Annotated in this window: 13 protein-coding genes; 2 read left to right on the top strand and 11 right to left on the bottom strand. The window is 64.4% G+C overall.

From position 1 onward, the window contains the following. The first annotated feature begins 83 nt into the window (after nucleotides 1-83). Nucleotides 84-893 carry a type I methionyl aminopeptidase gene (gene map, locus H6935_00780; protein ID MCP5276885.1) on the top strand — a complete coding sequence of 270 codons (810 nt, stop codon included), beginning with the start codon at nucleotides 84-86 and terminating at the stop codon, nucleotides 891-893. Further along, nucleotides 890-3,454 carry a [protein-PII] uridylyltransferase gene (locus H6935_00775; GenBank protein ID MCP5276884.1) on the top strand — a complete coding sequence of 855 codons (2,565 nt, stop codon included), beginning with the start codon at nucleotides 890-892 and terminating at the stop codon, nucleotides 3,452-3,454. The genes map and H6935_00775 overlap by 4 nt, the downstream gene beginning before the upstream one ends. On the opposite strand, the gene H6935_00770 is transcribed toward H6935_00775, so the two are convergent. The 11 genes from H6935_00770 to H6935_00720 all read right to left on the bottom strand — a co-directional run bounded on the left by H6935_00770 (nucleotide 3,441) and on the right by H6935_00720 (nucleotide 14,419). Next, the gene (locus H6935_00770) at nucleotides 3,441-3,737 is read right to left on the bottom strand and encodes an EscU/YscU/HrcU family type III secretion system export apparatus switch protein (protein ID MCP5276883.1); all 297 of its coding nucleotides are present in this window, start codon (nucleotides 3,735-3,737) and stop codon (nucleotides 3,441-3,443) included. The genes H6935_00775 and H6935_00770 overlap by 14 nt on opposite strands. Then, a complete protein-coding gene (locus H6935_00765) occupies nucleotides 3,737-5,134 on the bottom strand; it encodes a flagellar hook-length control protein FliK (protein ID MCP5276882.1) in 1,398 nt (465 codons plus the stop codon). The genes H6935_00770 and H6935_00765 overlap by 1 nt, the downstream gene beginning before the upstream one ends. 37 nt (nucleotides 5,135-5,171) lie before the next feature. Continuing rightward, the gene (locus tag H6935_00760) at nucleotides 5,172-5,528 is read right to left on the bottom strand and encodes a DUF2802 domain-containing protein (GenBank protein MCP5276881.1); all 357 of its coding nucleotides are present in this window, start codon (nucleotides 5,526-5,528) and stop codon (nucleotides 5,172-5,174) included. A gap of 24 nt (nucleotides 5,529-5,552) precedes the next feature. Then, on the bottom strand, nucleotides 5,553-5,954 hold the full coding sequence (gene flaF / locus H6935_00755; GenBank protein MCP5276880.1) for a flagellar biosynthesis regulator FlaF: 402 nt from the start codon (nucleotides 5,952-5,954) through the stop codon (nucleotides 5,553-5,555). After that, a complete protein-coding gene (locus H6935_00750) occupies nucleotides 5,935-6,333 on the bottom strand; it encodes a flagellar biosynthesis repressor FlbT (GenBank protein ID MCP5276879.1) in 399 nt (132 codons plus the stop codon). Before H6935_00750 ends, flaF (H6935_00755) begins: the two co-directional genes overlap by 20 nt. A gap of 27 nt (nucleotides 6,334-6,360) precedes the next feature. Next, the gene (locus H6935_00745) at nucleotides 6,361-7,008 is read right to left on the bottom strand and encodes a hypothetical protein (GenBank protein MCP5276878.1); all 648 of its coding nucleotides are present in this window, start codon (nucleotides 7,006-7,008) and stop codon (nucleotides 6,361-6,363) included. A 94-nt stretch (nucleotides 7,009-7,102) separates the two neighbouring features. Next, entirely contained in the window at nucleotides 7,103-7,918 is an 816-nt protein-coding gene (locus H6935_00740; protein MCP5276877.1) for a flagellin, read from the bottom strand. A 201-nt stretch (nucleotides 7,919-8,119) separates the two neighbouring features. Next, nucleotides 8,120-8,491: a flagellar biosynthesis regulator FlaF gene (gene flaF, locus H6935_00735; protein MCP5276876.1), complete on the bottom strand. Its 372-nt coding sequence runs from the start codon at nucleotides 8,489-8,491 to the stop codon at nucleotides 8,120-8,122. Between the two features lie 116 nt (nucleotides 8,492-8,607). Beyond that, complete coding sequence (locus H6935_00730; GenBank protein MCP5276875.1) at nucleotides 8,608-9,426, bottom strand: flagellin; 819 nt, start codon at nucleotides 9,424-9,426, stop codon at nucleotides 8,608-8,610. A 198-nt stretch (nucleotides 9,427-9,624) separates the two neighbouring features. Further along, a complete protein-coding gene (locus tag H6935_00725; protein MCP5276874.1) occupies nucleotides 9,625-12,222 on the bottom strand; it encodes a tetratricopeptide repeat protein in 2,598 nt (865 codons plus the stop codon). Nucleotides 12,223-12,307: 85 nt separating this feature from the next. Continuing rightward, nucleotides 12,308-14,419 (bottom strand): tetratricopeptide repeat protein, encoded by a 2,112-nt coding sequence (locus tag H6935_00720; GenBank protein MCP5276873.1) that lies wholly within the window; start codon nucleotides 14,417-14,419, stop codon nucleotides 12,308-12,310. Between the last annotated feature and the right edge of the window lie 58 nt (nucleotides 14,420-14,477).

The raw sequence follows: 14,477 nt of genomic DNA, 5'->3' as shown, positions 1-14,477 counted from the left end.
AAAGCACATTCCTACCATTTCACTCAACTTTACATTCACCCCCCTCAACCCTATCCTGAATCACTTTTTCCAACCCTAGCATCATGCCCATCACCATCAAGACCCCGGAACAAATAGAAAAAATGCGCGTGGCGGGCCGCCTCGCCGGCGAGGTGCTGGATTACATCACTCCCTTCGTGAAACCCGGCGTCACAACCGGCGAACTGGACAAGCTCTGCCACGACTACATGGTGGAGGTGCAGGACTGCATTCCCGCCCCCCTCAACTACGCCCCCAACGGCCACAAGCCTTACCCCAAGTCCATCTGCGCCTCGGTGAACCACCAGGTCTGCCACGGCGTGCCCGGGGACAAGGCGCTGAAGGCCGGCGACGTGGTAAACCTGGACATCACCACCATCAAGGATGGCTGGCACGGCGACACCTCCCGCATGTTCTACGTGGGGGAACCCACGATCCAGGCCCGCCGCCTCACGGAAATCACCTATGAATGCATGTGGAAGGGCATCAGCGTGGTGAAGCCAGGGGCCCATCTGGGGGACATCGGCGCTGCCATCCAGCGCCACGCGGAATCCAACGGGTATTCCGTGGTACGTGAATTCTGCGGCCACGGCATAGGCGCCAGGTTCCACGAGGATCCCCAGGTGCTGCACTACGGCAAGGCGGGTACCGGCCCCAAGCTCGAGACGGGCATGGTCTTCACCATCGAACCCATGATCAACGCCGGCAGGAAAGACATCCGCGTCCTGGGAGATGGCTGGACCGTGGTCACCAAGGACCACAGCCTTTCTGCCCAGTGGGAGCATACCGTCCTGGTCACGCCCACCGGCTTCGAGGTCCTGACCCTTTCCCAGGCCGCCCCGCCCCCGCCCCCCTTCATCCAGCGAGGCGCATGAATCCTGACCTGGCCAGGGTCGCGGCCTGGCGTGCCCGCATCCAGGATGAGCGGGCCGGCCTGATCCAGGACTATCTGGAACGGCCCCAGGCACCTCGCCTGCTCAAGGGCCTGTGCCGCCTGGCAGACGAGGTGCTGGCGGAGATCTGGGCTGCCCACGACCTGCCGGCCCGGGCCACCCTCATCGCCGTGGGGGGATATGGCCGGGGAGAGCTCTATCCCCAGTCGGACGTGGACCTGTTGCTGTTGCTGGACGACGGCCTCACCCAGGAAGACCAAGCCCGCCTGGAACCCCTTGTGGCCCTGTTCTGGGACGTAGGCCTGCCCATCGGCCACAGCGTGCGCACCCTGGCGGAGTGCACGGCGGAAGCCGCCAAGGACATCACCGTGCAGACCAACCTGCTGGAGGCCCGCTTCCTGGCCGGCAGCAGGGGCCTCTTCCAGCGGATGGTCCGGGACCAGCGGACCCTGCTGGATCCCGCTGCATTCTTCCAGGCCAAGCTGCTGGAACAGCGGGTGCGCCACGGGCGCCACGCCGACGTGGCCATGGTGCTGGAGCCAAACCTCAAGGAAAGCCCCGGCGGCCTGCGGGACCTGCATACGCTGCTGTGGGTCAGCCAGGCGGCCGGCCTGGGCAACCGCCTCCCCGACCTGGTGAAGGCCGGGCTGCTCAGCGCCCGTGAAGTCCGCTCACTGGCCACCCAGCTGATCTTCCTTTCCCACCTGCGCATCCGCCTGCACCTCGCCGCCAAGCGCCGGGAGGACCGTATGCTGTTCGAGTTCCAGGAACCGGTGGCCGCCGCCATGGGGGTAGTGCCACGGCCACCTCGCCGGGCATCGGAACGCCTCATGCAGCGTTACTACCGCGCCGCCCGCCACATCCGCCTCATCAACGAACTGGGCCTGGCGGAACTGCGCGGCCGGCTGCTTCCGCCGGAACCCGCCCGCCCCCTGGCCCATGCCAGCCCCTTCCGCATCGAGGGCCAATCCCTGGACGCGGAAGACAATCTGCTGGATGCCCAGCCCGGCCTGCTGCTGGAGGCCTTCCTGGTTTTTGCCCGGGAAAAGGACCTGCAGGGCTTCACGCCCAGGCTGCTGCGGGCCTTATGGCGCGGGGGCCGGCATATCGACGCTGCCTTCCGCCGGGACCCCGCCAACCAGAAGCGCTTTTTGGACCTGCTGGCATCGCCCCGGGGGGTGACCCACGCCCTGCGCCTCATGCACCGTCTGGGACTGCTGGGGCGCTACATTCCCCTGTTCGGGCGCATCACCGGCCAGATGCAGCACGACCACTTCCACATCTACCCCGTGGACGAACATACCCTCATGGTGGTGCGCAACCTGCGCCGCCTGGCCCTGAACGAGTACGCCCACGAATTCCCCCTGGCCCACCGCCTCATGGCGGACTGCAAGCGCCAGGAACTGCTCATGCTGGCCGCCCTGTTCCACGACATCGCCAAGGGCCGGGGCGGCGACCATTCCAGCCTGGGGGCCGTGGACGCGCGCCGCTTCTGCCGCAGCCAGGGCCTGTCAAGGGAGGACACCGAATTCGTGGCCTGGCTGGTGGCGGAACATCTGACCCTGTCCCAGACGGCGCAGAAACAGGACCTCTCCGACCCCGATGTCATCACCGCCTTCGCCCTGCGCTGCGGCGATGTGCGACGCCTCACGGCCCTCTACCTGCTGACGGTGGCGGACATCCGCGGCACCAGCCCCAAGGTCTGGAACGCCTGGAAGGATAAGCTGACCCAGGAACTCTATCTGGCGGCCCGGCGGGTACTGGAAAAGGGGGAGGCCCAGCCGGACAGCGTGGAGGAGAAAAAGGAGGCCGCCCGTGCCCAGCTGCGCCTCTACGGCTTCATGCCCGGCGCCGAGGAGGCCTTGTGGAAGCGCCTGGACGACGTGTATTTCATGCGCCAGGACAGCAGGGACATCGCCTGGCAGACCCGCCGCCTCCTGCCCCTGGTGGCCAAGGAGCAGCACATCGTGCGGGCCCGTCTGGCGGAGGTTGGTGAAGGCGTGGAAGTGATGGTCTTCGCCCCCGACGTGAAGGCCCTGTTCGCCCGCATCTGCGCCTTTTTCGCCCGCATGGGCTACTCCATCCTCTCGGCCCGGGTCCACACCACCCGTGATGGCCATGCCCTGGATACCTTCTATGCCCTGGACCCTGAACAGCGCCGCATCGCCTACCGCGACATCCTCAGCTATATCGAGCATGAGCTGCAGCAGGAACTGGCCCATCCCAAAGAGGGGGAGGTACTGCCCAACGGTCGCCTGCCCCGCCAGCTCAAGGCCTTCCCCCTGAGCCCCAGCCTGAACCTGGTACGCAGTGAACAGGGACGCAGCTACCTGCTTTCCTTCACTGCAGGGGACCGTCCCGGCCTGTTGGCCCGGGTGGCCCAGGTACTGCTGGAACACGATGCCAGCGTGGCCAGTGCCCGCATCAACACCCTGGGCAACCGGGCGGAGGACGTTTTCGTGCTGCAAGGCGAGGACCTGGGGGATCCGGTCAAGCGCCTGGCCCTGGAAAAGGCCCTGCTGGAGGTTCTCAGCCTGAGCTGAGGTCGGGCTCCGCTCCCGGCTGTTCCTGTTCCAGGCGGTAGAGCCAGGCCAGCAGTTCCGCCACCGCCACGTAAAGCTCCGGCGGGATGCGATCGTCCAGGTCCACCTGCATGAGCAGCGACACCAGTTCCGGGGACTCGTGCACGAACACGCCCGCAGCCCTGGCCCGCTCGATGATCTCCTCCGCCACCAGCCCCCGGCCCTTGGCCACCACCTGGGGAGCCCCCTTCTCGCTGGCGTAATGCAGCGCCACGGCTTCCTGGCGCGTTTCCTCCCGGGCCATCAGCCTTCCTCCGTCACCACGGCCAGATTAACGGGGCGCAGGCCTGCGGACTCCAGCCCGAGCTGCAGCATGGGCAGTGCATCCGTCATGGCCTGGGCGGCACCGGCCTCCGCCGCCTGCAGGCGCAGGCTCACGTCCTGGCCGCGCAATGAAAGATGGGCCTGGACCGCACCCATGCGTGGCAGGGTAAGACGCAATTCCGTGGACCAGGGATTGGGCTCTTCGCCGCCTTGGCCGTCGCCCTGACCTTCCTTGCGCTCTTCCACCAGCCAGTCCATCCACTGGCCCGGCCAGGCAAAGCCCTGCCAAAGGAAGGGACCGCCCTCCAGCATGTGCAACTGGCGTCCGGCCATGCGTGCCGCATCCTCCGGCATGCCGGCCAGCTCCGCCATGCCGGGCATGGGCACTGCGCCCCGCCCCAGCCGGGCCAGGGGTTCGTTGAGAATGGCCTCGAAGGGATAACTTCCCTTGGCCCAGCGGGCCAGGTGGGCCTCGTAGAAGAGGCCGCTCTCCCGTACCGTCTGGGCCAGTCGGGAAGGCAACAAATTGTCCGAGGCCACGGCGGGATCTGCCAGCACGGTGGGCCTCAGGGTGGTGTTGGCGCCCACCGACACCCATGACCGGTCAACCGCCTGGCCCAGCAGGGCGGTATTGGGACTGGCCACGGCAATCGGGGCATTGACGGACGATGGCGTGAATCCCTGCAGCATGACCACGTTGGCCACGATGGGGCGGGCCGATGCAGCGCCTTGTGTAGCCGCCGCATTCGCTGCGCCGGTCAAGGCCTGGGCCGCCTGGCCCGTCGGCGTGATGCGTGACTGGTCGGTGACAGCGGTACTATTGGCCAGGACAGTAGACGCCTGTCCAGCCGCTGCGGCGGGAACTGAGCCCGCCTGTATGACGCTAGGTGCCGACATGCGCGCCCCGGGCGGGGCGGCGGTCTGGCCCGTGCTTGCTCCGGGACTGAGGGGTGCCTGTCTGGGTGCCGGTCCAGTTGCAGCAGCCTGGGCGACCTGGCCCAGCGGTTGGGCGATGCGCATGAGGGCACTGACCTGCTGGGCACTGCTGGAAATTTGCACGGGCTGGACTGGTGTGGCCTGTGGCTGGGCATTCATCAGGAAAGTGGGCCGGGGCCCCGCACTCAGGAAGGTAAGCCGTACATTGTCCCCAGCACGGGCTTGGGCTGGCAGGCCCATGTCCAGTTTCTGGCCCGCCACCTGGACCAGGTGCCGCCCGCCGGGCAGTTGGTCCAGCACCTTGCCCTCGTACTCTGCCCCCACCTTGAAGGGGGAGGCCTGTTCCGCCTTGCCGCCCTGCAGAAGGGCCGCCCCCTGGGTCTTGGCCCAGGCCAGCAGCATTTCAGGCAGGGCGGAGAAATTCACGAATCCCCCCGCCATTTGGGCGGGTCACAGGCCACTCTTATAGGCATTGCCATCACTGCTTCTCCTTATGCAAGGCCACGATGAGTTCGGCCTCGCTGCGGGAGATGCCCAGTTGGTCGGCCATGTCTCGAGGCTGGACCCCGTTCCGTGCCAGACGGACGGCCTCGGCGTAGATGGTGGACTGGCCATCCATCGCGCTGCCCGCAGGCGGCCTCACCTCCAGGTGTTCCAACCTGGCCTTGAGGCCGGCCAACTCCCTTTCCAGGGCATCGATACGAAGGGTGAAGGATGAGGTGTCCCGGGATTTGCGCCGTGCGAAGATCAAGGTCTCCACCACATAGACCAGCGTGGCCAGGATCACGGCGATCAGCAGTTCACGGCCTGTGAAGTTGATCTGCTCCAACATCATGCAGCGGGTGGGCGCGACCTGCTGTCAGGGCCCTTCGGCCTCAGGCACTGCGGGCCGGGGCGGGGCCAGGCCTTCGGATATCTGCTGGTTGATGTTGATCAGGACATTGAGCTTGTCCGGGGCCGGATAGGCCATGATTTCAAAGGTACGCTTATCCACGAAGGCGGAAAGATTGAGCAGGTTTTGCTTGATCTGTGCGGGCAGGGGGTTGGTTTCTTCCATCAGTTCGGACTGAAAGAAGGTCCACAGGCGCTGGTTGAAGCGCAGGGCATTGTCCAATCGCTCGATATGGCCCTCCTGGTCCCAGGTTTCCTGGCATTGCCGCAACAAGGCCGCAGCTCTCGACAACAAGGACGACTCCAACTCACGCCCATCCATGGTCTCGTTCTGGACACTCTTGTATGCGTCAATCGCATTGCCTGGCATTTTTCAGAAGCTCCGATTCGTAATTGATTAGCTGTTTTACCGCCTTCAGGGCCAGATAGTACTGGCCACCAGTCACCAAATCACCTACCTCCCGCAGCCTGGGGACCGTACTGGGCGCGGCCTGGGCCACATCGTTCACCAATTCCTCCAGGAGTTTGAAATAGGCCGGGCGATTCACGCCGTCCATATACATTTGCTGGACCGCGAGATATATGCGCCGACAGGGCGTATCCGCTTCCTGTTCGTGCATGATTTCCTTGTGGCGAAGGATGGGCACATCGTTAAGGATGGTCAACTCCGCCTTCGCCTGGCCGTTCTGCACCACCGCGCCACCGATGAAAATCTTTTCCTTGGGCTTCAGGGTCAAACTCAAAGCCATGTCAATTGCGCCAATCTCTGAAGCCTGTCACCCGATGAGGGCCAGCACCGCTTCCGGTGACCTGGATATGGCGGCCCCCTGTCGCAGCAATTCGGCGCCCACGCGCTTGCTCTGGTACACGACGAAGCTTTCCTCTCCCGAATTGGCGCGAGACGGAAAAACCTCGTGTTCCATGCTCGCCTGCATTTCGGCCAGCACGGACTCGGCACGGCTCAATCCATCCATGCCCGCCGGCATCAAATCCGCAGAGGCATCCGAGTTGATCAATGCGGGTTGGGACAAGGCCTGCTTCAGTTGTTCACCCGGTTCGGGCGGTATGGTCAATTTTTCAATGATGCTGCGAATCCCGGCAACGCTGTTGAGGTACTGTTCCCTCTCCATGCTGCCAGGGGGGAATGGCGGAAAACTTTTCACCACCAGTTCCAACTGCTGCTGGGCGCGTTCGACCAGTTTCCGTGCATAGGCCAGTTCACGTACACCCGTTGCCACCTGGCCCAAGGCCTCTTTTGTTGAATTGAGGGGTCCGAATCTGCCAAGGGAAATGGCTTCGTCACCCTCATTGACTTGATCGGTGCCCATGGACTGCGACAAAGGCCCTTCGGCAACACGAGCAGGCACTTTGGCTGGAACCGCCACGCCTGGGGCCGATGCACCCACGAATTCGACTGTATTCATGATTCACCCTCCTGCCGCGACTTCCCAAACCATGAGAAAAACGGCTGGCCATGCAATGATGGCCAGCCATCCCTTCACGGTCCTAGTCCCGCTGTTAGAACAGACGCAGCACCGACTGAGCGGCCTGGGAAGCCAGGCTCAGGGAGGTGACACCCAGGTTCTGACGGGTCTGCAGGGCCAGCATGTTGGCGGATTCCTCGTTCATGTCCGCCAGGGTCAGCTTGTCGGCACCTTCCTTCAGCACGTTGGTCAGGCTGGTCGTGAAGTCCTGACGCGCGGAGATGACGGAAAGGTTGCTGGCCAGGATGGAGGCCTGGGTCGTCAGGGTGGTCAGGGCAACCTGAATCTGCGAAGCCGCCGCATCCAGCCCCGTGCCGCCAGCGGAAATATCCGCGCCGGAAGCAGCCACACCCAGGCCGGAGGCCCCAACGTTGGCGGTGAAGCCGGTCACCGTGAGGGCATTGGTGCCGTCCTCGTTGAAGAGCACGGTGAGGGAACCGTTTTCCAGGTAGTTTGTGCCCTTGTAGTCCGCGTCCTCGACCAGGTCGTTGATCTTCAACAGGATCTGGCTGAACTGGGTACCCAGGGCAGAGCGGTCAGCCGTGGTGGCGGAACGCGCGGATTCCACCAAGCCCTTGGCGGATTCCAACAGGGTCTTGATGCCGGAAATACCGGTATCCGCCGCCTTGATGGTCTGGATTGCCTCGCCCATCGCATCCTTACGACCGATCAGGTCACCGGCGCGCTGGTTGTGGCGGGCTGCAACGAAAAAGTTGGTGGGGTTGTCGAGGGCACTGTTGACCTTCTTGCCGGAGGCCAGGCGGTCTTGGGTGCGGTTGATGAGGGTTTCCGTCAGTTGCAGGCTGACGACGTTTTGCCGCATGGATGCGGTCAGGGCGATATCTGCCATTTGAAGCTCCTTTTCTAAGGATGTTTAGGAGGGTTCTCCCTCCCGGGGTTAAGTTCGCGACGCCCTCGCAAGGCATTGCGATTCTCTTATCGGCAGGCCAAAGAAAAACTTTAGGCAAGCTTGAGAAAAAAACACCCGCCTGGGGCGGGTGCGGAAAAAAGCTGGAAATCGCAGGGCGGCAAGGCCCGCCCGGGCCTTGGCTCAGGCCTGTCCGGCCAGGCCTTCGGCAATATGGCGGTTGATGTCGATGAGGACGTTCAGGCTTCCCACCTCGGGATTGGACAAGGTCTCGTAGGTTCGTTTGTCCACGAACCAGGACAAATTGAGCAGATTGCGCTTGACGTCTTCAGGGAGGGGGTTGTCCTCGCTGCTCAACTCGGTCTGGAATACCGTCCAAAGCCGCTGGTTGAACTTCAGGGCTTCATCCAGACGGGCCTCATGCCCCTCGGTCCCCCACTCATCCTGGCATTCCTTGAGGGCCAGGGCCGCGCGAATCAGAAGGGCTGCCTCCAGTTCCCTGGCCTCGTCCTTTTCTTCCAAGACCTCAACGTCCATGGCCACTTGCATGTTCATTTCCATCATCAACCCCTTTCTTAATCCATCTGATTCCTCTGGGCAGGTCTCGCCCACTGAGGACCGGTAACGCTTTCATCCGGCGGCGCATCAATGCGCCGCCCCATCTATGACGCTTAGCCGAACAGGCGCAAGACCGACTGGGCCGCCTGGGAGGCAAGACTCAGGGAGGTCACGCCCAGGTTCTGGCGGGTCTGAAGCGCCAGCATGTTGGCTGATTCCTCGTTCATGTCGGCCAGGGTCAGCTTGTCGGCACCTTCCTTCAGCACGTTCACCAGGTCAGTGGTGAAGTCCAGGCGACCGTTGATGACGGACAGGTTGCTGGCCAGGATGGAGGCCTGGGTCGTCAGGGTGGTGAGGGCCACCTGGATCTGGGATGCTGCAGCGTCCAGGGCTGCGCCACCCGCCGAAATATCCGCGCCGGAAGCGTTCACGCCCAGGCCGGAGGCCCCGACGTTGGCGGTGAAGCCGGTCACCGTGAGGGCATTGGTGCCGTCCTCGTTGAACAACACGGTCAAGGAGCCGTTTTCCAGGTAGTTGACCCCCTTGTAGTCCGCATCCTCGATCACGTCGTTGATCTTCAGGAGAATCTGGCTGAACTGGGTTCCCAGGGCGGACCGGTCCGCAGTGGTGGCAGAGCGCGCGGCCTCCACCAGGCCTTTGGCAGACTCGAGCAAAGTCTTGACGCCGGAAATGCCCACGTCGGCGGCCTTGATGGTCTGGATCGCCTCCCCCATCGCGTCCTTGCGGCCAACCAGGTCATTGGCGCGCTGGGTGTGCCGTGCGGCAACAAAGAAGTTGGTCGGGTTGTCGAGGGCGCTGTTGACCCGCTTGCCGGTCGCCAGACGGTCCTGGGTCCGGTTGATCAACGATTCCGTCAGCTGAAGGCTGACTACGTTCTGCCGCATGCTCGCCGTCAGTGCGATTTCCTTCATTATTCACTCCTTGCCTTTGGTTTAGGGCATCACCCTGAAATACGGTGGTCGGCTTCTGCCGGTCCATTCCAGTTCCAGACTCCGCAGTGATCTACGGTTGGCGAGACAAAAGCAACAGGCATGCCAATTACAAATCGTCCGTGAATTCCCAAAAAAAAGCGCGCCCCGAGGCGCGCCTTGACCCGATGTCGCAAGGACTCAACTGCTGGAAAGCAGGCTCTCCCGAATCTCCTTCTCACCCTTGCTGATCACGATGCGGTCCACGCCGCATGCCCAGTGCACGCCCGGGTAACGTGCGGCCGCTGCGGTAAACAGGGCTTTCCACCACGCTTCCCGTCGCTGCGTGACATGAGCGTTGTCCCCATTCGGCAAGGTCTTGGCGGCCGGATAGCTGGCCACGTTGGCGAAAACGAAACGGCGTGCGTGGGAGAAAAGCTCGTCCACGATCCAGGGCAAGTCCTCCACGGCACAATGTTCCAGGACATCCACGCAAATCACGCCGTCATACTGGCCTTCAGGGCCGCCGGTGACCACAGCAGCGCCGGGTTCGTAGCAATCCACCTTGTCCACGCCCCAGTATTGGCTGAGGCTGGGCCAAACCCCTGGCACGTTGGGCAGGGCGATATTGGTGGCCCGGTACTGCTCACCCTTGCCGCTACCGTAGTCCAGCAATGTCCTTGCACCGTGGCGTTGCACCAGATCACGGATCATGGATGCGGCAAAAAATACCGACTTGCCGGCAAAAACTTCCGGGCCGGCGGCATGCATCTGGCCATACTGCTCCAGCAATGCCTCATAGCAGGGGCTGGGATGGGCCCTGCCATAGGTCGGGCGCGACGGTGACTCGCCCCCCTTCTCATACAGGTCCTTGAGGTCACCCTTGATGAGCAGGGTCGCCCCCAGCCAGCTGCCTTCCGGCGTCTGCCTGTAAATGCGGCAGTCAGGGAACCAGGGCGAACGCTCACCTTCACTCATCCAGCGCCAATCCAGGATGTTGGCCGGAACCAGCACCCGGGAAGCGCCTCCTATTGCCGCGCGCAGATGGGTATTGGTGTTGCTCACGCCAACGTATTCGTCCAGCCGGGCCATCAGCGCCAGCATCTGGTCCAAATCCTCGTTGAGGTCGCTGAAGTCATGCACCGGCCGCCCCAGCTCCGCTGCAAAGGCATCGACCTCCCCCGGCTTGGGATGGCGCTGGAGGATCAAAACCGTGCCCGGTAAATCGCGCAGCACCCCGGCAAGGGATTCCAGCGGGTACTCCTTGAAGGGCAGCCGCGACTTGCGGGTTTCCGGGTCGTTCTTGTCCGCTCCCGCACGCCAGGTCACCCCGATCAGGGGGCCGGCATTGGCCGGCAAGGCAGAAAGCCTGGCCTCCACCAGCTTTACCGATTCTTCCGGAGGGGTCAGACGGACGGAAGACGGCACCTGGGTCAGGTCCCTGACGCCCAGGGCCAGGGGTAGGTCGCCGATGGAAAACAGATAATCCAGGCCGTCCGGCGTCTCGTGGCGTCCCACAACCTGGTCCAGGAAGGGCAGGCGCCTGGCGATGGGTGCGATCTTGTCGGCGGCCCGATAGGCCACCCAGGCACCCCGCGCCTTCAACTGGACGGCAAAACGCAGGAAAAAGAGTTCGTCACCTACACCCTGGTTGCGGGTCAGCAGGATGCGCTTCCCGGTCAGGTCGGCGGGCAGGGGATGTTCCAGGAAGGACTGTGCATTCTGGCGCTGCTTGACGGAGCCCCTGTAGAGGTAATGGCGCCAGCCTTCCTGGAGGCGACCCAGATTGAGCAGGGCCAGGGCCAGGTTATAGCGGGCCTCCTGGTAATCGGCATTGAGGTAAACCGAGGCTTCCAGGTGATCCAGGGCCTCCTCGATGCGGCCAAGTTCCATCAGGGACGCGGCCAGGTTGCTGTGCACCTGGGCATCGTCCGGCTTGGTGGCCAGGGCAGCCTCGTAATAGGGAATGGCGTCGGCCGGCCTTTCCATCTCCTGCAGGGCCACCCCCCAGTTGTTCAGGGGCGCGGTGTAGTCCGGCCGCAAGGCAGCGGCCAGCTTGTAGTGGGCGATGGCGTCCTCGTAACGATGCTGCTCCTTCAGGGCATTGCCCAGGTTGTTGTGGGCTTCCGCCACCTGGGGATGCTCGCTGAGGGTCCTTTCATATTGGTCGACCGACTCCGCCAGTTCCTTCTCGAAGCGGGCCACATAGCTTTCCGCATCCCCCGCCAGCATGAGGGCGTTCTTGAAGTTCTCCACGGACTCCGGGTTGCCGCCGTCCAGCTTGATGGACTGCTCATAAGCCTGCAAGGCCTCCGAAAGCCGGCCCTGTTGCTGCAGCAGCACGCCCAGGTTGTCATAGGCCTTGGCGTATTCCGGCCACAGCCTAATGGCGTGGCGCAGCTTTTCCTCCGCCTCGGCCAGGCGCCCGGACCCCGCCAGGGCAATGGCCAGGTTGTTCCACCCCTCCACGAAGGCCGGATCGATCTGCACGGCCTTCCCGTAGGCTTCCAGGGCTTCGTCGTTACGCCCCAGGGCCTGGTAGGCACAACCCAGGTGGCTGCAGGCCAGAGGGAAATCCGGTCGGCTGGCCAGGGCCTTGCTCAATAGCGGCACGGCCTGGTCCGGCTGGCCCCACTGCACCATGAGCACCCCCAGGCCATGCAGGGCGTCGGCGTTGTTGGGTTCCCCCATCAAGGCCTTCTGGTACACCGCCTCGGCCTCGTCGAGGCGGCCGTCCTCGTGCAGCCGGACTGCGATCTCCAGGGCCTCCTGGACGTTGACGACCTTGGGCGTGCTCATGATGCCCTCCCTGGATGTTCGCACGGGGACATGGTGCGCCGTACGTCGCAACACGGCGGCCTGGGGACAATCATGGATACGCGAATCAAGACGGGTCTCCTTTTATCGTCTTCAGCAAATCTGAGTGCAGCACTTCCAGGGCCTCGCTCCACCCCTCGCCCCCCGGGGCTTCCCGGTAGGTGGGAATGTCGGGGTACCAGGGGCTGCGGCCCGAAGTCATCCAGCGCCAGTCCGGCGGGTGGGGAATCAGCACCCGGCTGATGCGCCCCGCACCGGCCCGGAGGTGGACGTTGGTATTGCTGACGGCCACATACTCGTCGATCAGGCTCAACAGCGCCAGCATCACCTCCAACTGCTCGTTGACGCCGGTCAGGTCATGGACCGGCCGCCCCAGATGCGCTGCAAATCGCTCTATCTCGCCGGCCTTGGGCTTGCGCTGAAGGACCAGCACCTGGCCGGGCATGTCCCGCAGCCGTTCGGCCAGCAAATCCAGGTCGATTTCCTTGTAGAGCACGTTCCACTTGGAAAACTCTTCCTTGGAGGTGCCGCCGCGCCACGTCACGCCAATGAACGGGCCATCGCCCAGGGGTGCCAGCAGGCGCCGGGCCTGGCCCAGGGAGCCGGGGGACGGCGTCAGCATAACCGGCGGGGGAATGTCCGTCACCTCGCGCATGTCCACGGCAAGGGCCAGGTCGCACACCGCCAGGCGGTAATCCAGGTGCTCGGGGGTCTCCCGGTGGCTCACCGCCATGTCGATGAAGGGCAGCTTGCCCACGAAGCTGGCCAGCTTGGGGTTGGGCCGGTAGGCCACCCAGGCGCCCCGCGCCTTGAGAACCTGGGCGAAGCGAAGAAACAGCAGCTCGTCCCCCAGGCCCTGATCCATCTGCACGAGGATGCGCTTGCCTTGGAGGTCCGTCGGCAGGGGGGCCTCCAGCAGGTCGTAGTCCGAAGTACGGGTGATGTTGGGGCGATGGGCATAGTTGCGCCAGGCCTCGGCCCACTCGGCCATCAGCAATTGGGTCAGGGCATAGGAAAAGCGGATCTGGTCGTCTCCCGGGGCCCGCTCCAGGGCCAAGCCGAAGTAGTGGCGGCGTCGGGCGAAGTCGCCCTTCTGCCCATACAGGCTGGCCATGTTCACCAGGGGCAGGGCCATGTCCGGCCGCACCTCGGACGCCGCCATGAAGGCGGCCGAGGCCTGGCCCCAGTGGCGACGGGACAGCTCCACCAGGCCCAGGGCATTGAGGGCGTGCACGCTGTCCGGCTTGACCGCCAGGGCGCGGTGCACGGCGTCCTCCGCCTCGTCCAGGCGGCGCAGGCTGCGCAGCAGGATGGCGATCCGCGTAAGGGTGGCGGGATTGTCCGGCGACAGCCGATCCGAGGCCTGCATCTGCTCCAGTGCCGCCTCCGGCCGTTCCAGGTCGTCCAGCACCATGCCCAGGTGGAAGCGGGCCCAGGGATGGTCGGGCTTGAGGGCCACCGCCCGCTCCAGGGAAACCAGGGCCTCCGGCAGCAGCTTGCGGCGCTGCTGCAGCCCCCCCAGGGCGTACCAGGCCTCGAAGCTCTCCGGAAGAAGCAGGGTCAGGGCGCCGAAGTGGTCCATGGCCTCGTCTTCCAGCGCCAGGGCCATGCAGGCATGGGCCAGCCGCTCCAGCGCCACCGGATTGTCCGGGGTCCGCTCCAGGACGCTTTGCAGGTGGGGCATGGACGCCTCGTGGCGACCCAGGTCCTCCAGGGTGACGCCCAGGTTGAAGGCCGCCTCCGGGTAATCCGGCCGGCTGGCCAGGGCGGCCTCGAAGGCCTCCACCGCCTCCTCCGCACGCCCCGCCTGGCGCAGGGCCACGCCCAGGTTGTTGCGGGCCTCGGCATAGTCCGGTCTTAACTCCAGGGATGCGCGGTAGGCTGCCATGGCCTTGTCCAGGTCGCCGGCGGCACGCCGGCATTCCCCCAGGTCGTTATGCAGTTCTGGACGCTCCGGCGCCAGCTTCACTGCCCGTTCCAGCAGATCGGCGGCCACGGCATGGTGGCCCTGGGCGAAGCTTGAAAGGGCCGCCAGGTGCAGGGCATCGACGTGGGCGGGGTATTTCGCCAGCACCTGCTGGAAGATCATGTCGGCCAGCTGCACACGGCCGGACTGGAGATAGCCGTGGCCCAGGCGCAAGGCCTGCTGGATGTCCTGGTCGTCTTGGGGGAAGGTCATGGCGAATCTGGGAAACTGACGCCGTAATGTACACTCGGGCGTAACCTGACGGAACGAG

This window comes from Thiobacillus sp., assembly GCA_024235835.1.
GTDB lineage: Bacteria > Pseudomonadota > Gammaproteobacteria > Burkholderiales > Thiobacillaceae > PFJX01.
The sequence above is the reverse complement of the archived record's forward strand: the minus strand, read 5'-3'. Positions and strand labels throughout refer to the sequence as shown.

Excerpts from the sequence above, each read along its gene's own strand:
- map (MCP5276885.1), top strand. The coding sequence starts at position 84 with ATGCCCATCACCATCAAGACCCCGGAACAAATAGAAAAAATGCGCGTG.
- H6935_00775 (MCP5276884.1), top strand. The coding sequence starts at position 890 with ATGAATCCTGACCTGGCCAGGGTCGCGGCCTGGCGTGCCCGCATCCAG.
- H6935_00770 (MCP5276883.1), bottom strand. The coding sequence starts at position 3,737 with ATGGCCCGGGAGGAAACGCGCCAGGAAGCCGTGGCGCTGCATTACGCC.
- H6935_00765 (MCP5276882.1), bottom strand. The coding sequence starts at position 5,134 with ATGGCGGGGGGATTCGTGAATTTCTCCGCCCTGCCTGAAATGCTGCTG.
- H6935_00760 (MCP5276881.1), bottom strand. The coding sequence starts at position 5,528 with ATGATGTTGGAGCAGATCAACTTCACAGGCCGTGAACTGCTGATCGCC.
- flaF (MCP5276880.1), bottom strand. The coding sequence starts at position 5,954 with ATGCCAGGCAATGCGATTGACGCATACAAGAGTGTCCAGAACGAGACC.
- H6935_00750 (MCP5276879.1), bottom strand. The coding sequence starts at position 6,333 with ATGGCTTTGAGTTTGACCCTGAAGCCCAAGGAAAAGATTTTCATCGGT.
- H6935_00745 (MCP5276878.1), bottom strand. The coding sequence starts at position 7,008 with ATGAATACAGTCGAATTCGTGGGTGCATCGGCCCCAGGCGTGGCGGTT.
- H6935_00740 (MCP5276877.1), bottom strand. The coding sequence starts at position 7,918 with ATGGCAGATATCGCCCTGACCGCATCCATGCGGCAAAACGTCGTCAGC.
- flaF (MCP5276876.1), bottom strand. The coding sequence starts at position 8,491 with ATGAACATGCAAGTGGCCATGGACGTTGAGGTCTTGGAAGAAAAGGAC.
- H6935_00730 (MCP5276875.1), bottom strand. The coding sequence starts at position 9,426 with ATGAAGGAAATCGCACTGACGGCGAGCATGCGGCAGAACGTAGTCAGC.
- H6935_00725 (MCP5276874.1), bottom strand. The coding sequence starts at position 12,222 with ATGAGCACGCCCAAGGTCGTCAACGTCCAGGAGGCCCTGGAGATCGCA.
- H6935_00720 (MCP5276873.1), bottom strand. The coding sequence starts at position 14,419 with ATGACCTTCCCCCAAGACGACCAGGACATCCAGCAGGCCTTGCGCCTG.